The following is a 23,641-nucleotide window of genomic DNA, read 5'->3' on the forward strand; positions in this document are numbered from 1 at the left end:
CGGGCCATGAAGGTTACCGGCGTCCGATGGATCTTACGCCAACGAGAGCTGCAGCGAACGCAGCTCGTCGTCCACGTCCTCCACCCGAGCGACCGTGTGTGTCACCTCCTCGCGAAGAATCTGCTCGTAGCGGTCGTACATGCGAGAAGTCGCGGTCTTCACCGCCCCCACGCTCATTCCGAGCGCTGCTGCGACCTCCTTGTGCCGCCGCTCGTCCCCTTCCCCGGACAGGCGCCCCTTCAGCGCCTCGAAGAGCTGCCCCTGTCCGGTCTCCTCATAGTGGGCTTTCAGCGAGGCCAGCGTGCGCTCGAGCAGCTCCAGGGCGAACCGTCGCTCGTAGAGCCTCTCCGGCGTGAGCCAGTGCGTCGGCTCTGCCTGATAGCACCGCTCCGCACGCTCCGCGTCGAAGCCTCGGAGGCCGCCGCCGCCGCGCTTCTTGGCGCAGGCGCGCTCGCGCTCGTTCCCGACATAGTGCTTGACGCACGCGATGAGCCACGAGCGGAAGCGGCCGAGCTCCTGGTCGGCCGTGGCGATGTTGTTCTTCTCGAGCAAGCGCGCGAAGAAGCCCTGAGTCAGGTCCTGCGCCTCGTCGGCCGGAGCGCCGCAGCGGCGCACGAAGGCGTAGATAGGATACCAGTACAGCTCGCAGAGCGTGGCCAGCGCCTGTTTCCCCTCCGGGGTGAACGGCTGGCCGGCCTTCCCGACCAGGCCCCAGGAGGTCGGGGGGAAGCGGTGCGGCGGCTCGGACGAGGGTGCTCCGAGCGACGGCAGCTTAGACGCAAACATCGGCATGACCATGATAACGCGAGTTAGCTGAGCATGGGAAGGTCCTTTTCCGAGAGGATCACGCCTACACAGGCGCTGTTGTTTTACCGCATGATCGCATTGCCGCATTACGCAGTGTCCATCCGGCGAGCTCGGGCAGACCGCTCACGGCACCGTCCGGGTCATTGGGCTCTCTTCAGCGCTGACTCGGAGGCCGCAGGCTCATCGGATGAGCGAGCGCCGCTCTCCCGGCGGTACGGCCCGGCGGGGTTGTGCTCCAGGTCGACGATCTCCCAGCGGTAGTAGCTGAAGTCCCCGCTCTCGAGCTTCCACAGGACCTCCCCTCGGCTCGGAACCCCGATACCCCGGAACGTGCGCCAGTCCGAGCACGACACGGACCAGGGCGTGAGCTTGGCGTCCGCGCCGCCGCCGAGGTAGCGCTCGGCCTGGAGCCCGACCACGCGCCCCTCGGCATCGAACGTGAACACCGCCGACGCGACCTTCCCTGCGTGGCGCATCGTCGCCTTCGCGCTCGTCGCGTCGATCGATTCCCACGTGACGTAGGGGCGGAGCGCCGCCGACGGGAACCAGACGATCTCGCCCAGGAAGCGCAACATGGCCCCTTTGTCGATCTTCTCGTCGGCCGCGTCGACGATGTTGACGAGCGACGCCGCCTTGATGAGCATCTGGCCCTTGCCTGCGGCGTACTTGTCGCGGCCCTCGATCGGCAGGATACCCATCATCGTCGTCGTGACTTCCCAGACGAACGCTGGCTCGTCGACGGAGAAGTGCTGTTCGGCCTCCGCGGGCATCCAGGCGGCGTCGGGGCTCGTCCGGAGCTCGCCGCGCTGTTTCAGCCGGACCGTCCGAGCCCTCTCCCGGCCGACGACGCCCGAGGCCTCGAGCCAGGTGCGCACCGGCGCTGGAAGGCGCTCGAGCTCGGAGGGCTCGACGCTGGAGGCGTGCGGCTCGGAGGGGCGCGCGAGCAGCGCTCGGACCTCCGAATCGACCTCATGGCGAAAGCGTGCGTGTGCGGCCGCGGACACGATCGGCAAGAGGAGGAGCACGTTGACGAGGGTCCCGAACTTCGCCTGAGGCCACGCGAGCACGATGAGGCCCTGGGAGAGGAGCACGCCGAGGAGCGCCAGCGCCCACCACGCGTCGCGTCGCAGGACCTGGAGCGCTGCCGCCCCGAGCAGCACGAGCAACGCCGCGAGCCAGAGCAGGGCGAAGACCCGGCTGCCCGTGGGAGAGAGGGGCACGAGCGTGCGATCGCTCGGCAGACCGGCGGCCGCGAGCTTTGACCACTCGCGGTATCCGATGAGGTGAATCGCGCCGTGGAGCGCGATCAGGAGGGCCAATCCGAGCCTCATGACGTGTCTCTTTCTCGGAATCGCCTGCTGCGCCCAGCCGGCGCTTGCAGGTCTGCTGCCGACTCCGCCTTTCACTCGCCCTTTTTTGCCTTCACAGCTTTTGCATTGCAGCCCACGTGCCAAACCAGGAGCGACACCACGGACGCAGTCCATTCACGCGGAATCGAGCACCGAAACGCGCAGCCCGGCCGTCATCCACGCAGATCTTGCGCGCACCGTTCGCCATCGCGGCAGCTCCTGTTGGGCTGAACTTTGACGAGGTGCTGCCGACGCTGCTGGCGAAGCTGCCGATCGAGGCGTTGCTGCCAGGGGGCCAGCGCTCGGCCGGCGCCCCGCGGTGCTCGTGTTGGCGTTGCAAACCCCGCTCGCGCAGCTCCCGGTGACTCGGCGCGCTTCCAGCGGGCGGGAGGACGAGCGGTTCGCGCGGGGCCGGTGACGACGCTCGCGATCAGCCGCCGCAGGCGAGGGGGATCGTCAATCTCCACATGTCGTTGAGCAGCACCGGCGCGAACTCCGCGGTCGCTCCCCCGAAGATGTACAGCTCGTAGGCCGTGGCGGTCTTGCGAGTGAAATAGAACTGGCCGAACCTCGGCGCCGGCGCCGGCCCCGTCATCGCGGTGTCCACGCGGGTCCAGGTCCCGGTGTGGAGATCGAAGTACCAGAGATCGGACAGGGTGGTACCGTCGAACTGGCTGCCCCCGAACAGCCAGATGCGGTCGTTGTGCTCATCGGCGATCAGCTTCGCGTTGTCGCGGTGGCCCGGTCCGGCGGCCTCGTCGAAGACGAGCTGATCCCAGGTCTCCGTTCCGACGTCGAACCACCAGAGGTCGCCGAGGTAGTTCTCCGGCGTGAACACGCCGGTCCCGTTCACGGCGTCGTTCGTGTATCCCCCATAGACGAGCAGGGCGTTCCAGCCCTCGGAGTAGACGAGCGGATGGTGGGCTCGAGCGCGCGGGGCGGGCGAGCCGGTCGCGACCTGCTTCCAACCGTTCTTGTAGCGGACCAGGTTGTGCTGGAGCCCGTCAGGACGGTTGATGAAGGCCGGCAGCGTCGACGACGAGCCCGAGAAAGCGTAGGCGACCGTCTTGTGCTTCCCCTTCTTTCGCACGGCGACCGCCTCCGTGGAGCGGTTGGCGCGCCCGATCTCGGCCGCGCTCTGCGCGATCTGCGTCCACCCGTGCACCGGATCAAACCGGAACGTGTCCTGGTGCGTGAGGTCGAGCCCGCGCCGGAAAGGACCTCTCCCGCCGGAGACGATCAGCGCGTCCTCCTCGGCGACGCACCACATCATCGACTCGGCCCTGGCGGACGGCCCGCCTGGGTACTGGCCGAGGTCGTACCAGGTCAGCGTGTCGACGTCGAAGGCGCTGAAATCCGCCACGGGCTCGTCATCCGGGTAGGTCCCGTTCAACCCACCGAAGATGTAGAAGATGCCCTCGTGATAGGCGCTCGCGCCGTCCCAGATGGCGTCGGGGACGGCGCCGCCCTGCGGAATTTCGGTCCAGTAGGGCAAGTTCGACCGAGCGGCGCTCGGGCGGATACCGACGAACGAAAGCAAGAGCGAAAAAGCAATGATGAGAACGATCCGAAGCTGAACCCTGCGTGTCATCCGAGCGACCTCCTTGTTCAAGGAAACGGCGGGCTCGCGCCCGGCGCATCGCGAGCGTACAGGAGAAGTATTCGTCCGACCAACGCCATCGTGACCACCCCGTCGGGGCCGTCGACTCGTGTTCTGCCCAGTGCTCCAGCCGGCGCGGGAGGAACAGGTCTCCTGTACAGAAAAGGAGATGCCACATGTCCACCAGCGTCTCTGACTTCTGCACGGCCACGCCCGCCGGAGTCTGCCACCCGCACGAGCCGCCCGCCAGCGCCGTGCGCGGCGCCCCCGAGGCCCCGCGCCACGCCCCACCCCCGCGCGCTCCGCACAGCCCTCCTGGACGCGACGCCGCCGTGTCGATGCCCGAACACCGCCTGATGCGGCAAGTCTTCGCGGCGCTCACCTCCGGTGAAAACGGTGCTGTGCGGCTCCTGCTCGAGCGACACCGGCGCGACTTCCCGCGGGGCTCCTACGCCAGAGATCGCGAGGAGCTCCTGCGACGGCTGCTGGCAGACGCGCGCCGCGACTGACACGAGGCCGCGGCCCGGTCAGCCCAGCAGCGCGTCCGATTCGTGCCATTCCTTGCTGATGACGTCGTGAGCCATTGCCATCCCCCGAGGAGCTCTGCCAACATCAGCGCGTTTTGCTCAACCCAAGGAGGCGCCTATGGCAGACCCCTATATCGATCCTTTCGAGACCAAGATCTACGGAAAGTTCGCGCGCGAGCAGATGGCCGCGGTCCTGATGGGCAAGCTCCCTGCCCTCGACGGCATGGTCGAGTTCGCGATCGGCAAGCAGCTCGCCGCCGATCAGGCGATGTCCGACATCCTCGATCGCCAGCCCAAGCCGGCGCCGGAGCTCGACAGCGCCGAGGTGCTCGACGAGGCACGCGACGTGATCGTGCGATTCGGCTCGTACCTCGACTCGCTGAAAGGGAGGCCGGTCGATCCCAAGATGTTCTTCCGCGGCGAGATGCCGAGCGTGCTCGCGCGCCGGCGGCTCACGAAGCTCACCGCCGCGGTCGGGCACATCGCCGACGAGCTCGAGCGGCAGCGCGAGAAGGTCCGCGGCGCGGAGGCGTGGCTGGCCGAGCTCGGGGAGGTGCACGAGAAGCTCGGGATCGTCGAGCGGCAGCAGCGCGCCTCGCGCGTCGAGCGGCGCCGCGGCGGATCCTGCTCGGCGAAGCGCTCGTCGAGGGTAGCGCGTAGTTGAAAGAAGCCGCACGCCTACACGTTGCCTGCCGCGCGCGAAGCGCAGAGCGGGCGCTCCGCCGCAGAGTTTCGTCGCGTGCGCGTCGGCCCGCGAGCGCGCTAGCTCTGGAGCTCCCGTGCCCCCTTCAGCGCGCAGGCGAGCCCGTCCTTCAGCGTCGCTTTCATCACTACGCCGTGGAAGCGGGCGCCGCTCTCGACGAAGGCCTGCGCCGCTCTCGGCTTGATCCCGGAGAAGATCACGTCGACCCCGAGCAGCCTCGCCGCCTTCGCGGCGCCGAGCAGCGCCTCGGCGACCCAGTTGTCGACGCTCGGGACCCCGGTCACGTCGAGGATGGCCACCCGCGCGTCGTGGGCGATGATGCCGTCGAGCAGCACCAAGCGCAGCTGCTCGGCGCGGACCTCGTCGATCGCACCGATGAGCGGCACGACGACAACGCCGTCGCCGAGCGGAATGAGCGGCGTGGACAGCTTGCGCAGGGCCTGCTCCTGCGCCCAGATGGTCTGCTGCTGGAGCAAGGTGAGCTCGCGGATCTTCTCGGCCTGGTTCCGATCGGCGATGTCCCGGAACACGATCTGCACGGCGTGCCCGCCCTCGAAGGGGACCGGCGTCCCGAGGATCTCCACGGGGATGCGCTCGCCGTCCGGTCGCACGAGCGCGGCCTCGAACCGCTCGACCGGCGTCCTGCACTTCTCCGCCGCGAAGAGGCGCGCTCCGGCGCCCTCGCGCTCGGCCGGATCGAGGCGGTCGATGAGCGAGGCGCCCGCGAGATCGTCCGGCTGCGCGCCCAGCATCCTCGCGCCGGTCGGGTTCACGTAGAGGATCCGGCCCTTCCGGAGCACGGCCACCCCGTCCAGGGAGAGCTCCACAAGGCTGCGATGCCGCTCCTCGCTCTCGACAAGCGCAGCATGGGTGGCCTCGAGCTTCTCTACGTAAAAGCGCATCGTGACCCGATCGAGCTCCGCGTAGATGGCCTCGGCGAGGAACAGCACCTCCACCGCGTCCTCGAGGCCCTTCTCCAGGGCTGGCCGCATGAACGCCAGGAACACGCCCCGGAGTGCGGCAGTGAGCTGCACCGCATCATCGAAGTTGACCTCGCGCTGGACGCGCCGCTCGAGGGTCGCCCGCGCGACGGCCAGGATCTGCTCGTAGCTGTGCGAGTGAAGGGCGTCGATGAAGAGCTCCACGAACCTGCGGGCGCTCTGCCGCAGCTCCTCGTCGGGCACCGCGCGGTACATCGGGAGCCGCGCACGAAGGCTGAGGCACAGCGCATCGCCGAGGGCGCGCTGGTGCTCGCGGAGGAGCGAGAGCATGGGAGGTGCGGAATCAGCTTTCATTCGGAATCCCCCTTGGGGCCGGCGCGTCGAGCCGGCCTCGCTGACATGGATTCTGTTACTCCTCGCTCGGGCGAGCGCGCAACGACGCGAGGCGCGCCTGCGCGAATTCTTGCCGTCCGTGGACAGGCGCTGCCGTTTCTGGACAGGCGACGTCGCGGGGGAGGATCAGGTCGGGGGCGGCGCTCCGGGACGTGCCGAGTCTGCGGGGCTCACCGGAGATCCCCGCCCGGCCGGCCGTGCTGCTCAGGGCGCGGCGCGCCCGCGGCCGCGCGCCCTCTGGCGAGCGTCTCGGAGGGGCTCTCGCCGAACCAACGCCTGTAGTCGACGCTGAACCGGCCCGGGTGGCCGAACCCGAGCGCGGCCGCGACGCCCGCGACCGATGTGCCGGCCGAGGGCTCGGTGAGGGAACGGCGCGCGAGCTCGAACCGGCGCCGCCGCAGGAAATCCATCGGCGCCATTCTCCGGCTCGCCACGAAGGCCGCCCTCAGGGACCGCTCCGGCACGCCCGCCGCAGCCACGATGTCCGCCAGCGTGATGGGCTCCGCCGCGTGCGCGGCCATGTACTCTTCCGCCTTGCGGACGCACGCCGGCGCCACGCGCTGCTGCGGCGCCTCGAGGGTCTGAGAGCCGCTGTGCCGGGTGTGAGCCAGGAGGCTCGTCAAGAGCGCGTCCCGCAGCGCGGTGAGCAGCACCGGCGAGGCCCATGGCTGCTCGACCTGGCGGCGGAAGAGCTGCGCGACCTCGTGCACCGTACGGCCCGGTCCGTCCTCGACGTCCAGCGCCGCGTCGAACCGGATCGGGCCGCGCGGCGTGGTGCCCGTGAGCGCGGCGAAGTGTGCGTCGATCGCTCTGCGGTCGATGACGAGGCTCCGCCCGTGGAACACCGCGCCGATCTCGGTCGAGCAGGGTTGTCCCGGCGAGAGCAGCGCGCCCTGCCGGCCCGGCGCGACGGCGAAGGGCTTGCCCGCGTGATGTCCGGTGGACTCCCCGCCGGCCGACAGGAGCAAGATGTAGTGATCCCCGACGGCGGGCAAAAGGGCCCGCCCTCCGCCGGTCCAGCCGGCCGTCACGACGCGGATCGCGCTGCAGGACGCGATCTCCAGCGCACAGCCGAAAGGCGCGTCGCGGCCGGCCTCGAGGGTCGTCTCCCCGTACAGGCTGCTGAAGGCCTCCCGGGCCTCGCCGACGTCGCTGGTGCGCACGAGCTGGTCCCGCGCGATCCCTGCCCTCGGCGCCGGCGCCGGCGAGCCGCCCTGCGCCGGGCGCTCGCCCCGCGGCGACCCTTCGACCCTGTGGCTTGCCTCGAAGGAACGAGGCGCACGATCCGGCACGGAACCTCCCCCCGTCAGCACCGGCATAACATCGGGCGGCCAGGCTCGTCGATGGCCTCGACGCCCACTTCATCGCCCTCCGGGTCGCTCGCTCGCCTACGCTCCGCGCGTCAGCGGACAGCTGCGCCTGGACACGAAAGGAGACCCTCTTGGCACCGCGTTCCCACGAATCCGAGGCGGACGATCTTCCCGAGGCGCCCGCCGTGCCGCGCGCTTACGCCTGGCTGGTCTTCGCCTTGAGCTTTGGCCTGCTGCTGTCCGACTACATGTCGCGGCAGGTCCTGAACGCGGTCTTCCCGTCGCTGAAGCTGGAGTGGGGCCTGTCCGATACCGAGCTAGGGGCCCTGAGCGGCGTCGTGGCGCTGACCGTCGGTCTGCTCACCATTCCGCTGTCGTTGCTGGCCGATCGCCTGGGCCGCGTCCGGAGCCTGACCCTCATGGCGACGCTGTGGAGCGTGGCGACGCTCGGGTGCGCGCTGTCGGCCGACTTCGGCCAGATGCTCGTCGCTCGTTTTATCGTCGGCGTCGGGGAAGCCGCGTATGGCAGCGTCGGTATCGCCGTGGTGCTGTCGGTGTTCCCGCGGCACCAGTGGGCCAGCCTGAGCGGCGCCTTCGCGGCCGGCGGCGCCTTCGGCGCCGTGCTGGGCATGGCGCTCGGCGGCCACGTGGCGGCGAGGCTGGGCTGGCGCTGGTCGTTCGGCGTCATGGCCCTGTTCGGCCTCGTCCTCGCTGTGATCTACCGCTTTGCCATCACCGAACAGCGGTTGCGACCAGCGCTGGAGGAGGGCCAGCGCGCCGCTGTCGCGCGGACCCCTGCGCGCCAGCCGATGACGCTCCGCTCCGTGCTGAAGGCGCTGTTTCCAACGCTCTCGATCGTCTGTGTCTATGTGGGCAGCGGCCTGCACCTGTTCGTCATGGGGGCCGTGCTGACCTGGATGCCCAGCTACCTGAACCGTTACTACGGCATGACGGTCGATCGGGCGGGCGCCGCCGCGGCCGTCTTCGTCCTGATCGGCGGCGCCGGCATGATCGCCTGCGGTGTGTTGACCGATCGGCTGAGTCGCGGCCAGCCGGCTCGCCCGCGGCGGATGGCGATCGCCTACAGCCTGATCTGTTGCACCTTGCTGGGCGCGGCTTTCCGGCTCGAAGCAGGCCCCGTGCAGCTGGTGCTCCTCGGGGCCGGGACGCTGTTCGCCGGGGGCACGGCCGGCCCGGCCAGCGCCATGGTCGCCGGCATGATCCGGGCGTCGATCCGCGCGACCGCGTTCGCGACGCTGGCGCTGGCCAACAACCTGCTCGGCCTGGCCCTGGCGCCGCTCGTGACCGGCGTCCTCGCCGACCGGATCGGCCTCCTCGGCGCCCTGCAGGTCGCGCCGCTGGCCGCGCTCGCGGCCGCGCTGGCCTTTGCCCTGGGCGGACAGCACCCTGGAGCCCGGCGCCGCGCGGGCGCGGCGGTGCTGCGATGAGCTCGCAGCCGAGCATTCCCCGGAGAGCGCCGCCCGATCGATCCACGCCGGAGAGCGCGTGGTTGCGCACGACCGCGAACTTGAAGGACGCGTCGAACCGCTCCCGCCCGATGAGCCGGAGGGTCGTCGCGGAGGTGGCGTGATGGAGGTTGAATCCCTCGTTCCTATCCCCCACCCCGCGCATTCCGCGGCGGGACGGCCGGGAGTGGGGCGAGGCGGCGCACGCTGTCTCCCGGGCCTGGACCCGGTGCGATTCAGATGGTTACGTCCGGAGGGTCCACGGGTGAAATGCGACTGCAGGCTCCGCATGGACGAGCCGCCGCCGCCGGCCCGCCTCGACCGTCTCCCCGCTTCAACCGAGCCCTGCGAGCGCGAGCGCTTCCACGAGGTCGTCGACAAGCGCCTGGTCCGCTGTCAGTCGGTGGACAACGGCCCGGGGATCCTGCGCGATCTCAGGCAGGATGGCGGCGAGCTCGCAGGCGGCGAGGCGGGCGTCGGCGAGGCGGCCGAGGCGGGCCAGGGCGACGGCGCGGTCGAGCGCGCTCCAGGCCAGGTGGAGGGGGGCGATGGCCTCTGCCTCGATGAGGGCAGCCGCGTAGTCGCCGCGGCGACAGGCGTCGAGCGCGAGGGCATGGTGGATCGCGCGGGGATAGCGCTTCGTCCAGCCCTGGTGCTTGCGGAGGATGACCGTGCCGCGCTCCCAGTCGCCGGCGAGCGCGAGGAGGAAGCCCGTGAGCATGAGCGGCCCGCCGAGCCTCAGGGCGATCTCGGCCTCGGCCAGCGCCCCTCTACCGTCGCCGGCGTCGAGCAGCACGAACGCGAGCACCTGGTGGGCATTGGCCAGCTTGGGCTCGAGCGCAACGGCCCGGCGCGCATCGCCTTCAGCCTGGCGAAGGTCGTAATCCCTGCCGGCCGCCGTCCACGACGAGAGCACCTGAAAGAACGACGAATACACGAGCAGCACCCCATCCTCGGGATCGAGGTCGAGGAAGCGCGCGCAGTGGTCCGCGAGCTCGACTTGCAGGTCGCGATCGAAGGTGGCGAGCCACCGGGGAAAGCGCAGGAGCACCTCGTACGACGAGCGGGGAAGATGGACAGCGCGCTCCTCGGACTCGATGGCATGGATCGCGCCCATGGGCAGCGAGACGAGCAGGGTGGTGATCTCGCAGGCGATCTCGTCCTCGACCGCGAGCAGACGGTCGTCGACGTCGAAGCGGTCGAACGTCTTGCCCCACACCTGGATACCGTGCGTCGTGTCGTGGAGCTTGACCGTCACGCGGAGCGCGCTGCCGACGATGCGCACGCTCCCCTCGACCACGTAGCGCGCGCCCCGCGCCTCGGCCTCGTCCAGGGTGGCGGCGCGCGAGAGCACGCGCACGCGCGGCGCGCGAACGAAGAGGTCGCCGAGCCGATCGGTCAGGCCGCGGGCGACGGCGCAGCGCCGCGTGCCCGCAGAGCCCGGCTCCAGCGGCTCGCTGTCCGGGGCGGCCCCGTTCGAGGAGGTGGAGACGGGGGTGATCGAGGTAAAGGGGAGGATCGCGACGACGGGCCCGTCGACGCTGCCCGGGATACCGCCCGCTCGGGGGGACAGTGGACCCGACCAATCGGCGGGCTGCGAATCCATCGGCGGGCGCGGGGAGGCGGAGGGCTGGGCGGGGTCGGGCGCGGCCGGCCCCGCGGCGAAGACGGGCGCATAGCGGCCGCGGGGCAGCTCGATGCGCACCGCGGCGGCGGGGCTCGCGGCGTAGTACCGCCCGAGGGCGCGCCGGAGCTTGCTCATCTCGACACGCACGATCGAGTCCTCCGTGGAGTCGAAGCCCTCGGGCCGCTCGAAGATGCGGGTGGCGAGGAGGTGCGCGCTCAGGTCGGCGCCGCGCCCCGCGAGCGCCTCGCCGACAAGGAAGCGGAGCAACCGGATCTGCCGCGCAGACCCACCAAACACCGGACTCGTCACCACCCGCTCCAGCTCGGCCACGACGGCGGCGCGCTGGGCGCTCTGCGGAGAACGCTTCATCTGCGTCAGCATCCTCACCTGCAGGCCCCTCCGGACGCAACAGCGTGCAACCTGCCGGCTCCACACGCCGGGGGAGAGCGCATGGCCCCTTGCCCCGCTCCCGGCCGTTCCGCCGCGGAATGCGTGAGGAGCGGTGTGCGGCGTGAGGCGCGGACGGCGATGCGATTCACAGTGAATTCACTGTGAATTCACGGCGAGACAACAGTAAAACAACCTGATGGGCCGCTGACGCTTACCGTGCACGCCCCGGTATACGCGCCTCCGCCCCCGTCGCGAGGGCAACGCGGGGCCTCGAACCAAAGGAGCTTTCAGCGATGCGTATCTCTCGAGTTCATCTTGCAGCCACGGCGCTCGCCGCAGCGTCCGGGGGGCTCTTTGCTGGCGCCGGGGGCGCTCTCGCGGAGGGCACGGACTTCGCCGGGACCTACGTGGCGAGCCTCCCGGACCGAGCGGAGATCATGCACCTTCACCGGGACGGCACGGCCGGGATGACCCTCTCGGATCAGGTCACGTTCGGCGCCGGCGGGTTCACGTTCAGCGACAGCCTGGGCTCCTGGAGGCGCGCGGGGAACCGTACGATCTCCGTGCGCATGCTCAACCTCAACTTCGATCTGACCGGCGCAGCGCCCGGGTTCTCCGGGATCGCCGTCGTCGACTACGTCCTGGTGTTCGCTCCTGACAAGGAGACGTTCACCGCCAGCTGCCAGGGCAAAATCTTCGCCACGGGCGTCGACCCGCTCGATCCCGGCGCCACGCCGGCCACGGAGTTCGATTGCGCGTACCTCGATGGGCACCTCTACCATCGGTCGTCCGCGCCGTAGCTCCCCGCGCCAGAAAAGATACCGGCGGCGCTGCCGCCGTGAGACAAGAGATAGTCTCTTCACGCTCGTTTGAACGGACCATTCGCAGCGCCGTGGCGCGAGGGCGCGCCATGAGCACGCGCCCTGGTCCGTCGAAAGGATCGACACCCTATGCGCAAAAGGCTCCTGTTCGCGCTCCCGCTGCTCCCGCCCGCGGCCCTCGGGCTCGCCCTCCGGCCGGCGCCCACGCTGGCCGGCGGCTTCCCCTCCAGCTGCGCCGGGACTTACCTGATCTCGGAAGCGGGCGGCGCCAAAGATTTCTGGACGTTCGCGGCCGACGGGTCCTTCTTCGGGACCACGTCGACGCAGCCCCTCTACAATTTCTCGAACCAGCAGGGGAGCTGGGAGAAGGTCGGGAACGACGGCGCTCGAGGAGCCCTGTTCGCGTTCGTCTACGACGAGGACAACACCTTGATGACGACGGCCCGGATCGACATCGTCCTCGACACGGTCGGTCAGGGCTGCGACGAGATCGCCGGCTCTCTCGTCGTGCGCACCTTCGAGGACGGGGAAGATCCGCTCGATCCTTCGAGCGACACCGGCGATCCCATCGCCTCCGACACCTTCACCGGCCGGCGCGCGAGGCCGAGCCCCTGAGTCACCCGCGCGGCGGGGGTCCAGGAAGCGATCTCCTCCCTCTCTCCCCCACCCGTTCGAGAGGATGTCGACGAGGCTCAGCTCACGGGATGCAGACGCCGGCGGAGGCGGCGGCGCAGATCGAGGAGACCTCCGCGTCGCTGAGCTGCGCGGGGTAGAAGGCCGCCTCGTCGATGAGGCCGCGGAAGCGGCGGCCCGCCACGGTGTCCTCGCTGCCGATGGTGACCGGAAGCGTCGAGGACAGGTTGATCGTGCCGGCGAAGAAGCTCGAGGTCTGCCCGACGAGCGCGCAGTCGACGTAGAGCTTCACCACGTTGGCCTTTCGCGAGACCGTGATGTGGTACCAGGTGTGGAGCGAGAGCGACACCGGCGCCGAGAAGCCAGTGTTCACGCTCACGCCGTCGTTGACCGCGAAGCCGAGCTGTCCGCCGCTGAGGGACACGGCGTAGCCGGTGCCGCCGGTGCCCCGGTTCCTCGAGAAGAGGACCTGGTAGCCGGTGGCGTCGTTGATGTTGATCCACATGTCCACCGTCATGTCGTTGAGGCTCGCGAACGGCGCCGCCGTCGTCGCGACCGCCATGTCGCCGTTCTGGGTGCTGAACGCCTGCCCGACCTGGCCGGCGGCGAAGGCGACCCCGGTGCGCAGCGTCCCGTTGTAGCCGTTGCCCGAGCTGTCCGCGGCGTTGTTCTCGCCCTTCCAGAAGCCGGTCGGCGTCGGCAGCCCGCTCACGCAGCCCACCAGGTTCTGGCAGACGGAGTCCTGGTAGCCGGCGGCGCACGAGCAGGTGAAGCCGTTCACGCCGTCGGTGCAGGTGCCGCCGTTCAGGCAGGGGCTTCCGGCGCAGTCGTCGATGTCAGTCTCGCAGCTCGTCCCCGTGAAGCCGGCCGGACACTGGCAGGTGTAGCTGTTGTCGCCGTCGGTGCAGGTCCCGCCGTTCTGGCACGGGTTGGGATCGCACTCGTCGGTGTCGGTGCAGGTCACGCCGTCGCCCTCGTACCCCGCGTTGCAAGCGCAGGTGAAGGAGCCCGTCGTGTTGGTGCACGCCGCGTTCGCGTCGCAGTTGTCGGTGCCCAGGGCGCACTCGTTCACGTCGGTGCAGGTCACGCCGTCGCCCTCGTACCCCGCGTTGCAAGCGCAGGTGAAGGAGCCCGTCGTGTTGGTGCACGCCGCGTTCGCGTCGCAGTTGTCGGTGCCCAGGGCGCACTCGTTCACATCGGTGCACGTGCCGCTCTGGCAGGTGAGGCCGTCGCAGCACGGCACCGAGGGATCGCACGGCGCGTTCACAGCCAGACAGCCCTGGCCGCCGCAGGTCGGGTCGTAGCTCGGCGAGCTCGGGTCGGTGCTGGTGACATAATCGCCGGTGTGGGCGCTGTGCGCGTTGACGCACGCCTGCTCGCTGACGCGAATGATCGTGTACGGCTTCGTCGTGGAGCTGGTCCTGTGACAGAGCTGGACCGTACCGTTGACGTCGAAGTAGTTGCACTGCTCGGGGGTGAGCGCGTCATGGGCTTCGACCACGGCCTCGTCGTCATCGCCGCCGGCCACGGAGGGGCCGTCGCTGGTGCAGCTCACGAGCAGCAGGGTGGAGAAAGCCGGGATCGCCAGACAGCTGAAAAGAGAGATCTTGCGATAGGTCATCGTGTGTCCTCTGTTTTTGTTGAAGCGGGGTGCCGCGCGATGTTGAGCCTGCGCTGGCTGAAGAGATGTCAGGTCGTCCAACTCAACCAATTCAAGATCGATACCAATGTGAAGACGTACTTTGCGGAGGTGATGGCGAGGCAGGCCCCTGCGCGTCTTTCGGCGCGCCGCCGCACGAGCCGCCGGCTCCCGCGCTGAGCTCGCGCGAAAATCAGGACACACCGCCTCATCGGGCCCGTTTGCCCGGTACCACGCACATCATGGCACCGGGCACGAGCAGCCCCCCGCCCCAGTCGCGCTCTGCTGCTGCTGCTACTACTACTGTTACTGCTGCTGCCTGAATGCCTCAGCCGCGGAGCGCGCCCCTCACTGCCGCGAACGACTGCGGACACTCGGTCGAGAACGACGGCGGAGTGCCCGCCCGCATAGTACGGACCGGTCGAGTCACGTAAATCGAAAAATGCGCCGGCCCATGTGATTCACGTTTGCGATTCACATCGGTGGAGAGGCGCCATCGTTTGCCTGTTGCACAGACGGCGACGTTCGTGCATAGGCGACATGACACTCAACACGTCGCTGAACCGACCCGGGTGACCGAACACGGTTCCGCTCCGGACGGCGCCTCGGCGCTGCTCCAGCCGGCGCGCTGCTCTCCCGATTCCCACAGGAGGAATGAACGATGCTCCGCAACACGAAGATCAACACGCTGCGAATCGCCCAGCTCACCGCTGCCGCCCTCATGACCGCCGCAGCCCCGTTGTGCTTCACCCTCGCCGCGCCCGCGCCCGCGCGCGCAGCGGTCATCGACGTTCAATGCGTGGGATCCTTCAACCGATCCTTCAGCCCGGCCGTCGCCGTCACCCCGCAGACCGTCACGGTGACAGAAGCCTTCGACTACGACACCTGCGTGATCGGCCCCAGCGCCGCCGGCGCCGCCTCCATCACGCTGTCCCTCGGCTGCGTGCCCGTCTCCGCGGGGCCGCCGGAGACCGAGACTGTCACCTGGAACGACGCCACCGGCGGAGCCAGCACCATCACCTGGTCTGCCCCGACCGTCGTCGGCCAGACCGCGCTCTTCTCCGGAACGGTCACCGCCGGGCGCTACGCCGGAGACTCTGCCACCAAGATCACATCCGGGGTCAGCTATGTTGGCAGCGTCGTTGGATGCCTGCTCGGCACGCCCATCAGCAACACCACAGGCCTGGTCGACAGCATCGTGCTCACCCAATGATCGCACGCGGGAAGGAACATCACACCCGCCGGAGACGTCACGCCCCCACTGCGGAACCTGCCTTGATTTGACAGGACATTGTTCTCTGCGGTTCGCCGTGCGCCGCACCCTCGCGAGCGCACCCGCGCGCCGCCTGTCCGCTGCCCAGCCCCCTCTGTGCCGATCCGCAGCTTCAGACGCACGGAACCAGGGAGGAACCTAGGCGACGCTGCACTAGCGAGATTCCCCTGCCTATCAGTAGCTCGGCGGCAGCGGGCACGCCCGCGGAGTCGTCGCGGTCGTGCGCTCCGCTGCCAAGAGCGCAAGGTTCTGCTCGATGCCTGGCAAGTGCGGATTGGCGTTGCAAGCGCGACGGTAGCTTGCCTCCGCGCTCTCGAGATTACCGAGCAGCTGTTCGACGGCCCCAAGGCTGGCGTGGGCCTCGGACAGCTCCGGAAACAAGCCGGTGGCGCGGATGAAGGCTGCTCGCGCTTCGGTCAGCCGTAGCTGCCGGCGCCGTTCGTTGCCGACGTTGTATTCGACGACGCCTAGCACCTCGGATTGGCTGAGTGGACGCGCGTATTCTCGCGCCGAGCCGCCCGGTACCGGAAAGCGCTGGCCGTACCACGCGTCCGGCATCGCCTCACCGGCGCGCAGTAGCTCCACGTTGCGCGCGCCGCCCTGCTCCTGCACCCGGACGTAGAAGTGCCCAGGCATCATCACCCCGGACGCCGGATGGCCGAGCGCGTCAGCCAGCGCGAGAAACAAGGTGCCAAGGCCAACGCAGCTTCCGCGGCGGCGCTCCAGCACGCCGGGCAGGCACACGAAGGCTAGATTCGTGTCGGCCACCTCGCGCACGAAGCTCCAACGACCGAACAGGAGCTCACTCAACACCGTAGCAGGTGAGCGCTCGGGCGACGAAGCGAGCGCGCTCTCCGCCTCGTCGACGAGACGCGAAAGCTCCGTCAGGCTCCAGGTCACCTGGCTCTCGTCGACAAACGCGGTGTCACGGGCCAGGCCGATCAGGGCGCGGCCGAACGCGAGCTCTCGGCGCGGGACGCGAAAGCAGCCGCCGCCCGCGAGCAAGAGCAGGAGCGAGCGGCGCTTCATGGCTTCTTCAGCGGCTCCCAGTCTTCCCAGTAGTTGTAGAGATCACGCGCCGTCATCATCCAGATGACCAGCTTCTTCGTGCCGAGCGCCTCGACGCTGCGGCGCAGCAGCTTTTGCCGCACGTTGGGGCCGCCGCCGTAGCTCATGACCAAGTCGAGCGGATACGCGATGCCACGCGCGAGGTGCGCCGAGACGCCGGCGTGCTCGGCGTCCGTCAGCTCATAGACGGCGGTGAAACTGTCGCCCAAGAGCACGACCGGGCTATCCGGGTCGTCGTCGTACGGCTTGCCGCCGGCAACGACCCGGTGCGCCACGAGCGTCTCAGGCGCGTATTTCTTCTGCTCAGCTTCCGGCAGTCGCGAATGCAGATCGCCGAAACGGGTGAAGCTGGTCTCGCGCAAGTCGTAAGCGCGCTTCTGCTTCGCGAGCTCGGCGTACCAGGGGTACTTCTTCACGCGGGCGGCCAGGAGGTCTGCGGCCAAGCGCAGCCCCCGGTCGGTCCAGTGCGTGTCCTGGTGCTGGAACAGAAACGGCTCCGCTGCGCTCGTGACCTTTGCCTGCAGGAATGCCGGCAGCAGGTCCACGATCTCCACGCCTTCCTTGCCGAGGCTCTCGATCAGCTTGCGGAAAGCCGGATTGATGACCTGACCCGAGAGCGCCGTGAAAGCGGGGTCCAGCTTCTCCGGATACACCTCGAGCTTCGTCGGGACCGGCACGAACAAGAAGTCGACCCCCTGCTCGTCGAGCAGCTTCTTGAACTCGAGGATCACCGGTAGCGGGTTCTTGCCCTTGCGCTGCTGCTCGAGATCACCACCGCTGACGTACTCGAGGTCGTTGCGGTAGAACAGAAAGCCATCTCGCCCAGCCAGCGCCTTGACCTTCGGCGGCATGCCCTTGAGCCGTTTCTTCAGGGCGTCATGGGTCGGCTTGAGCTTGGCCATCCACACCGGCCAAGAGCCGCCCGCCTGGGCCAGCTCGCGCCGCACCGCCTCGAGCCCCGGCGCGGGATCCGGCGACGGACGTGTCTTGCTCAGCCGGAGCGCCGGCTCCGCGGGCGCAGCGGCCGCGAGCGCCGCGCCTTCGCCGCGCACCACAAAGACGTTGTACGTGGCTTTGCCTTGCGGCTTGCCGCGCAGCACGATGGTCGGCGCCGGAAAAGCGCGCCCGCCCAGCTCTTGCTTGATGTAGGGCTCGGTCTGCGCGTCCGGAAAGCTCGGTCCCGCCGGCATGAGATCGGTGTTGAAGGACGGGTACCAATACGACGAGAGCTGGTTCGCCCAAGCCTTCACCTCGCTCGGCGACAGCACTGGCGCCACGTAGTCCTTCTGAATCGCAGCCACAAGCACGGGAGTGACGACGCCAGGCGCCACTCGGCCATAGAGCTCGGGAAAGCCGTCCCCGTCCTGATCGGCGGAGTCCGCAAAAGGCTTGAACCAAGGCTGAAACTCCACCTTGGCCCACAACTCTACTGCGCCCGACGCGGCCTGATGAACGAACACCTCGCTCAGGAGCTGGCCGGAGGTGCCGGGCGGCAACTGCAAGCCCCACCGCTCGCTGCGCACGGCTGAGCCAACCTCGGCCAGCGCTTCGGCCCCCGCTACCTTGTGCGCTTGCAAAAACTCCGACAGCGGCGCGAAAGCCAGCGCTTGCTGCTGCTCGACCGGCGAGAGCGGCGTCCTCGCGAGATCGCTCGTCAGGCTGCCCTGGTCGAGCTGCCCCGCGAACGGGTGCGAGGTATCGGGCGTGCCCGCAGCCGACATGGGCGTCTCTGGCTCCGGGTCGGCGATCATGAAGTTGCTGTGATAGGCGGCGTAGTCCAACGCGGCGCGCGTCGGGCGTGCCACCTCACGCACCCAGACCTGCGAGTGCGTTCGCGCGTAGCCTTCGTTCAGCGTATGCACGTAAGCGTGCTCGACGCGCGTGCCCGCTCTCGCATCACCCCAGGGGAATTTCGCAGACCCGGCGTGACAAGCAACAATGCCAAGCGCCGATGCGGCGGCGAGCCAGCCCCAAACCCCAAGTGCGCGCTCACGCTGCGTCATAGCGACCTCGACGATAGTTCCACATCACCCGAAGCACCCGGAGCCCGTACGTCAGCGGGTTCAGGTGCGAGACCTCGTCCCCGTAGTGCGTGGGCACCGGCGCCTCGCCGACCGCGAGCCCACGTGCCCGCGCCGAGGCGATGACTTCCAGATCGAAATCGAAGCTGTCAGACAGGTCGTGAAACGGCAGCGCTAGCGCGCGCGGCCCATAGAGAAGGTAGCCGCTGTGGTAGTCAGTCATCGAAAGCGACAGCGTCCGGTTCTCGATGCGGTTCAGCAGCGCATTGCCGACGTACTTGTAGAGGGGCATACCACCCTGCAAGGCCGTGCCCGCAGCGATGCGCGAGCCCTGCAGCAGATCGAGCCCACGACGCGAAAGCTCCCCGATCAGCCCGGGCAAGGCCTCGGGCGCATACTGACCGTCGGCGTGGATACAGGCGACCAGCTCCGGCGCATCGGCGCAAGCCTTGGCCAGACCGTCTTTCATCGCCGCGCCGTAACCGCCGTTGTTGCGCCGCCGGAGCAAGCTGAGGCGAAACGCCGACGAGCTGTAGCGCTCGACCCGACGTGCCGTGTCGTCGCGGCTGCCGTCGTCGACGACCACCACGTGGGTGAGCCCCGACGAAGCCAAGCCGCCGACGCGCTCCAGCACCGACTCGATGTGCCGGGCAGCGTTGTACGCAGGGATGACGACCGTTACCTTCATGCGGAGCTCGCGAGCTGGGAGAGCGAGCATGCCGCTGCGACCCGACCGCCGTAGCGCTCGACGTAGTCGTGCACGATCGGCGGCAAGGAGGTGGCCAGGCGCCGCTGGGGCTTCCAACCGAGCAGCTGCTGCGCCTTCTGAACGTCGGGGATGCGTTCCTGCGTGTCGTCGTAGCCGGGGCCATAGAACTCGGCGGCCGACACCGCGCGAAACTGGGCAGGCGCGCGCTCGGGTAACCGCTCAGCGAAAGCGTCGGCCAACAGCCGAGCGAGCTCCGCGATACTGACGTTATTGTCTGGGTTGCCGATGTTGAAGATCTGACCTCTACTTTGGTTCGGCCGCTCGAGCACGCGGCACACGGCTTCGACCATGTCGCTCACGTCCATGAACGCCCGCCGCTGCGCACCGCCGCCCACGAGCGGCAAAGGCTCCCCTCGCAGCAGCGCGCTCATGAAGCTGGCCAGTACGCGGGGTGTCCCCTCCCCGTCGATGCCGGGCAGGAAATCCATGCGCGCGCCGATGGTGTTGAAGGGCCGAATGATCGTGAACGGCAACGCGCCGTGCTGACCGTGCGCCCAGATCACCCGCTCGAGCAGCTGCTTGGCGCACGAATACGTCCAGCGCTCGCGCCCCACCGGGCCGAGCAAGAAGCACGAGTCGTCCTCGTGCATACGCGCGCTCGGCAGCCCCTGCGCGTCCAGCGCGGTGCGCCCGTAAACCTCGGCGGTCGAGAAGTGAATCAAGCGCACGGCGCGCTCCGCGCAGCGTTTCACGAGCGGCAACAGGTGCGTGAAGCTGGCGTCGATGACCTCCAGCGGGATGGTCGAGTACTGGGCTGGGTTGCAGAGCGCCGTGAGCGAGATCACGACCTGACAGCGCTCGGTCACGTCCTCGACGAGCCCCGGCGCCTCGACGCGCGCCTCGATGCGCCGTACGCGCGCGTCCCAACACTCGAGCTTGGTCAAATCCACGTCGACGGCGTCGACCTGGCAGGCAAAGCGTTCAAGCAAAGCCGGCACCAGGTGCGAGCCGATGAAGCCGCCCGCGCCGACCACGGCGATGCGCGTTTCCCTCACGGTGAGCCACTCCCGGCGGACGGAATGAAGATGTCGGGCCAGCGATCATTGGCCGAGTTGTAGGTGAGGCGCGCAGCCTTCTCGGGCGGCGTGCCCACCTCCCACAGGTAAATCTCGTAGTCGGCGGTGTCGTGGTCGTGACCGCGCTGGGTGATGCCCCAGACCATCCATTTGCCGTCACGCGACAGCTGCGGGAAGTACTCGTGCGAGCGGCGACCCGGCAAGTCCATGAACTGGAGCTTGTCCAAGTCGACGTCCTTCGGCGGCGTGCCGTCATCGATCGGCATGCGCAGCACCCGGCTATCGCCATTCCCGGTCGGATGAACCCAGTAGATGGCTGTGTGATCCGGCGTCCAGTTCACCTGGCAGCCCAGCCCGGTCTGGGTCCAGGCCTTCTTGGCGATGTTCCAGATGCCGGTTTCGCGCTTCGAACCGCGCAGCGTGATGGCGAGGTACTTGCCGTCACTCGAAAGCTCCGGCTGCTGCAGCAAGGCGCCGTCCAGATCGGATACGCCCTCGCTGTCCATCAACTGCGTCTCTGCACCGCTGCCGACCTTGCTGCGAAAGACCTTCGTGCCGCGCACGAACAGGATCTCATCCTCCGAAATCCAGCTACCCCAGCTCGCGCCCTCGACGACCTTCTTCGGCTCGGAGCCGTCGGGCTTGACCGTGTAGATGTCCCATTTGTCGCTGGTGTTGGCGTCGCGTTCGCTCACCCAGCCTTGCTTGCTGCGGCAAAACAGGATTTGCTCGCCGCTCGGAGAGAACCTCGGAAACCAGTCGACCTCGTCGCCCTTGGTGATCTGTTTGACGTCCGAGCCGTCGGTCTTCATCGTGAACAGGTCGTGATTGCCCACGCGGGAGCTGGACCAGACGATGGTGCCGCTGGCCTTCCCGCCGACCTCGCGCATCAGCGCGACGTCCTCCGCGGGCGGCGCTTCGTCGGCACCCTTCGGAGGCTCGCCCGAAAAGGCCGAGCATCCGAGCACAGCCGAGCAGCACAGAGTACCAATTTGCTGCAGTGGGAAACGCAGGCTCATCTAATTTGTCCTTTCTCGAGCTTCACTCGCGCGGGGTGCGAGGGTGGCCGCCTCGACGGCGGGTGAAGGAAAACAGCGACGCAACCCAGCGCGCACGCCGAGCGGCGCGTAGCCGAGGTCGTTCATGGCTTCGGTCGGGTCGAGATCGGCGTCGTTGACGATGCCGGCTATCGCGCTCGAGGTGAGCGGGGGCCGCTTCATGAACACGGGGAGCACGGCCGCTAGCGCCCGGCACGCCCATACCGGCAGGTGCAAGAACGGCCGAGGCCGATCGTGATGAAGCAGCAGCAGCTCCGCGAGCTCGCGCATCGAAATCACCTCCGCGCCGCTGAAGTTGTAGGTCTTGCCGTGCGCGATCGGCGCATTGGCGAGCCGCACGAGGCCGTCGACGACATCCTCGGCCCAAACGGGCCTTTTGAGCGCGCCCCCGGCGCCGATGAACGGCACCACCGGAAACCGCCGCAAGTAGTCGAGGAACATCAGGAGCTCCTGACCGCCGCCCTGCTCGTAAACCAGCGTGGGCCGCACGATCGTGTAGGCGAGCCCTGAGCCCTGGACGAGACGCTCGGCCTCGAGCTTGGACTCGGCATAGCGCGTGCGACGGGGGTAAACGACGGATGCCGACGAGACGTACACGAAGTGCGGCACCCCCGCTCTTCGCGCCTCCGCAACAAGGTGCGCCGTGCCGTCGCGGTTGACGCGCTGAAACATCGTGGGGTCGTGGGTAATGATGATGGCGGCCAAGTGGTAGACGAGGTCGACGCCGCGACACACGCCGGCCAATGTGTTCGGATCGCTGATATCGCCTTCGCGCACGTCGCAGCCCAGCGCATCCATGCGCGCTCGCAACGGATCACCGGGCAGCACGAGCGCTCGCACTTGCCAGCCCGCTTTGCGCAGCCGCGCCGTCAAGCGGGCGCCCATCACGCCGGCGGCGCCAGTAACCAGGGCGGTCGGCATCCTACGGAGCCCCCGCAGGCTTGGGAGTCGGGAGATCCAGCGGAATCCAATCTCCGACCGACAACTCGCGCGCAGCGAACTCCCAGACCACCACGCGCTTGCCCGCCAGGCGATCTTGGCCGGCGTTCAGCTCGCGCGCGAGCGCTTGGCGCGTAGCGAAGGCACCGGAGTCGTTCTGCGCGATCACGTCGATGGGGCGACCAAGCGCCAGGGCCAAGTGCGGGGCCAGGCCGGACGCATTGCCCCAGCCCATTCCCTCGAGCGTGAAGATGTTGGTGAAGCTGTCGCCGAGCAGGAGCACGTCGGCGCTCTCGTCAGGCTCCCAAGGCGTGCCGGCCGCGTCCTGCACTTGGTGCACGACCACGCTCTCCGCTTGAAACAGGCTCTGATCGTCGGGCAGCTTGAGCATGTCGACCAGATCACCGACGCGCGAAGCCGGCTGCGGAACGCCGTGCAGCACGGGCTTCTCTGCCAGCTTTGGCAATACCCCAAGCCCGATCACGAGCTGGCCGAGGTCGGCGGCGATGCGCTCCATGTAGCCGGGCGTAAAATGCGTATCTTGAGCCAGGAAGAGCGGCTCGGTACGGGGCTCAGGCACGCTGCGGCGCGCGTCGAGCACGGCCACGCCGGCTGCTCGAAGCTCGCTCAAGAAGCCGTCGTAGTCGACATTCTGCGCCATTTCGACGCGCCCATCACGCCCAAGAAGTGGACCCGGCTCGATGCCAGCCTTGTCCGGCATCGGCAGGAGCACGAGGCGGATCCCGCGTTGCGCGAGCGCTTGCTGGAACGCGAAGATGGCGGGTCGCGGATCCGGGTGGATGGGCTCCTGGCCTGCGTCCAGGGCTTCCCTGGCGCGGCCCCGCAGCACCTCGGGCTCCAAGAATCCGGGCCCGCTGACGTGCTGCACACCGGGCGTGTAATAGAGCCAGCCGCCGTGTCCGACGACCGCGAGCTTGTTGCCAACACGACCTAGACGAGTGAGCAGCAGCTGCACGCGGGGCTGGACCCAGGACTTGGCGTACGAGGCATCCTCGATGCCCTTCTCGAGCTGACGCAGGTTCTCGGCCGTCGGTGGGCGGCGCACCAGATCTGCGAGAGGCGATTCCTCACCCTCGCTCTTCTCGAGGTAGGCCTGCGCGAGCGGAACAGCGTAGATCGCCCCTAGAAACAGCAGCGTGAGCAGCCAGGCCGCGCCGCGACTCACGTCGGTCGCGATGATACCGCGGCGCAGCTGCTCGTCGCCTGTGGGGTCGGTCGGACCGCCGCTGCGTTCGATGGCGGAGGACGAGGGAGGCAAGGTGCTTTGCAT

20 protein-coding genes are annotated in these 23,641 nt (G+C 68.6%); 6 read left to right on the forward strand and 14 right to left on the reverse strand.

Features of this window, described 5'->3' with window-relative positions; genetic code table 11:
* Positions 1–33: 33 nt before the first annotated feature.
* The 3 genes from WME90_RS28990 to WME90_RS29000 all read right to left on the reverse strand — a co-directional run bounded on the left by WME90_RS28990 (position 34) and on the right by WME90_RS29000 (position 3,747).
* Positions 34–786, reverse strand: a complete 753-nt coding sequence (locus tag WME90_RS28990; protein WP_437275253.1) for an RNA polymerase sigma factor — start codon at positions 784–786, stop codon at positions 34–36.
* A 161-nt stretch (positions 787–947) separates the two neighbouring features.
* Positions 948–2,138, reverse strand: coding sequence for a DUF6544 family protein (locus WME90_RS28995; protein WP_437275254.1), 1,191 nt, complete (start codon positions 2,136–2,138; stop codon positions 948–950).
* Positions 2,139–2,586: 448 nt separating this feature from the next.
* Positions 2,587–3,747 carry a Kelch repeat-containing protein gene (locus WME90_RS29000; RefSeq protein ID WP_437275255.1) on the reverse strand — a complete coding sequence of 387 codons (1,161 nt, stop codon included), beginning with the start codon at positions 3,745–3,747 and terminating at the stop codon, positions 2,587–2,589.
* A gap of 185 nt (positions 3,748–3,932) precedes the next feature.
* Between WME90_RS29000 and WME90_RS29005 the strand changes: the two genes are divergently transcribed.
* Both WME90_RS29005 and WME90_RS29010 read left to right on the forward strand, forming a co-directional pair.
* A complete protein-coding gene (locus WME90_RS29005; RefSeq protein ID WP_437275256.1) occupies positions 3,933–4,265 on the forward strand; it encodes a hypothetical protein in 333 nt (110 codons plus the stop codon).
* Positions 4,266–4,401: 136 nt separating this feature from the next.
* Positions 4,402–4,947 (forward strand): hypothetical protein, encoded by a 546-nt coding sequence (locus WME90_RS29010; RefSeq protein ID WP_437275257.1) that lies wholly within the window; start codon positions 4,402–4,404, stop codon positions 4,945–4,947.
* 98 nt (positions 4,948–5,045) lie between these two features.
* Here WME90_RS29010 and WME90_RS29015 read toward each other — a convergent pair whose 3' ends face one another.
* Positions 5,046–6,281 (reverse strand): PAS domain S-box protein, encoded by a 1,236-nt coding sequence (locus tag WME90_RS29015; protein WP_437275258.1) that lies wholly within the window; start codon positions 6,279–6,281, stop codon positions 5,046–5,048.
* 209 nt (positions 6,282–6,490) lie between these two features.
* On the reverse strand, positions 6,491–7,612 hold the full coding sequence (locus WME90_RS29020) for an AraC family transcriptional regulator (RefSeq protein WP_437275259.1): 1,122 nt from the start codon (positions 7,610–7,612) through the stop codon (positions 6,491–6,493).
* Positions 7,613–7,761: 149 nt separating this feature from the next.
* Here WME90_RS29020 and WME90_RS29025 point away from each other — a divergent pair, with 149 nt between their 5' ends.
* Positions 7,762–9,078, forward strand: coding sequence for an MFS transporter (locus WME90_RS29025; RefSeq protein ID WP_437275260.1), 1,317 nt, complete (start codon positions 7,762–7,764; stop codon positions 9,076–9,078).
* 352 nt (positions 9,079–9,430) lie between these two features.
* Here the strand turns inward: WME90_RS29025 and WME90_RS29030 are convergent, their stop codons facing one another.
* Entirely contained in the window at positions 9,431–11,092 is a 1,662-nt protein-coding gene (locus tag WME90_RS29030; RefSeq protein WP_437275261.1) for a hypothetical protein, read from the reverse strand.
* 314 nt (positions 11,093–11,406) lie between these two features.
* Here WME90_RS29030 and WME90_RS29035 point away from each other — a divergent pair, with 314 nt between their 5' ends.
* On the forward strand, positions 11,407–11,913 hold the full coding sequence (locus WME90_RS29035; RefSeq protein WP_437275262.1) for a hypothetical protein: 507 nt from the start codon (positions 11,407–11,409) through the stop codon (positions 11,911–11,913).
* A gap of 150 nt (positions 11,914–12,063) precedes the next feature.
* Entirely contained in the window at positions 12,064–12,549 is a 486-nt protein-coding gene (locus WME90_RS29040) for a hypothetical protein (protein WP_437275263.1), read from the forward strand.
* An 82-nt stretch (positions 12,550–12,631) separates the two neighbouring features.
* Here the strand turns inward: WME90_RS29040 and WME90_RS29045 are convergent, their stop codons facing one another.
* The gene (locus WME90_RS29045) at positions 12,632–14,188 is read right to left on the reverse strand and encodes a LamG-like jellyroll fold domain-containing protein (protein WP_437275264.1); all 1,557 of its coding nucleotides are present in this window, start codon (positions 14,186–14,188) and stop codon (positions 12,632–12,634) included.
* 679 nt (positions 14,189–14,867) lie between these two features.
* Between WME90_RS29045 and WME90_RS29050 the strand changes: the two genes are divergently transcribed.
* Complete coding sequence (locus WME90_RS29050; protein WP_437275265.1) at positions 14,868–15,419, forward strand: hypothetical protein; 552 nt, start codon at positions 14,868–14,870, stop codon at positions 15,417–15,419.
* A gap of 234 nt (positions 15,420–15,653) precedes the next feature.
* Here the strand turns inward: WME90_RS29050 and WME90_RS29055 are convergent, their stop codons facing one another.
* Genes WME90_RS29055 through WME90_RS29085 form a run of 7 tightly spaced genes read right to left on the reverse strand, consistent with a single transcriptional unit; the run spans position 15,654 to position 23,641 of the window.
* Positions 15,654–16,508 carry a transglutaminase family protein gene (locus tag WME90_RS29055; RefSeq protein ID WP_437275266.1) on the reverse strand — a complete coding sequence of 285 codons (855 nt, stop codon included), beginning with the start codon at positions 16,506–16,508 and terminating at the stop codon, positions 15,654–15,656.
* On the reverse strand, positions 16,505–18,550 hold the full coding sequence (locus WME90_RS29060; protein ID WP_437275267.1) for an alginate O-acetyltransferase AlgX-related protein: 2,046 nt from the start codon (positions 18,548–18,550) through the stop codon (positions 16,505–16,507). Before WME90_RS29060 ends, WME90_RS29055 begins: the two co-directional genes overlap by 4 nt.
* The gene (locus WME90_RS29065; RefSeq protein WP_437275268.1) at positions 18,537–19,256 is read right to left on the reverse strand and encodes a glycosyltransferase family 2 protein; all 720 of its coding nucleotides are present in this window, start codon (positions 19,254–19,256) and stop codon (positions 18,537–18,539) included. The genes WME90_RS29060 and WME90_RS29065 overlap by 14 nt, the downstream gene beginning before the upstream one ends.
* Entirely contained in the window at positions 19,253–20,332 is a 1,080-nt protein-coding gene (locus tag WME90_RS29070; RefSeq protein ID WP_437275269.1) for an NAD-dependent epimerase/dehydratase family protein, read from the reverse strand. The genes WME90_RS29065 and WME90_RS29070 overlap by 4 nt, the downstream gene beginning before the upstream one ends.
* Positions 20,329–21,372 carry a TolB family protein gene (locus WME90_RS29075; RefSeq protein ID WP_437275270.1) on the reverse strand — a complete coding sequence of 348 codons (1,044 nt, stop codon included), beginning with the start codon at positions 21,370–21,372 and terminating at the stop codon, positions 20,329–20,331. Before WME90_RS29075 ends, WME90_RS29070 begins: the two co-directional genes overlap by 4 nt.
* The gene (locus tag WME90_RS29080; protein WP_437275271.1) at positions 21,373–22,332 is read right to left on the reverse strand and encodes an NAD-dependent epimerase/dehydratase family protein; all 960 of its coding nucleotides are present in this window, start codon (positions 22,330–22,332) and stop codon (positions 21,373–21,375) included. It abuts the gene before it with no gap.
* 1 nt (position 22,333) lies between these two features.
* Entirely contained in the window at positions 22,334–23,641 is a 1,308-nt protein-coding gene (locus WME90_RS29085; protein WP_437275272.1) for an alginate O-acetyltransferase AlgX-related protein, read from the reverse strand.

The sequence above is a fragment of the Sorangium sp. So ce375 genome (genome assembly GCF_051473855.1).
In the GTDB taxonomy this organism is placed as follows: domain Bacteria; phylum Myxococcota_A; class Polyangia; order Polyangiales; family Polyangiaceae; genus Sorangium.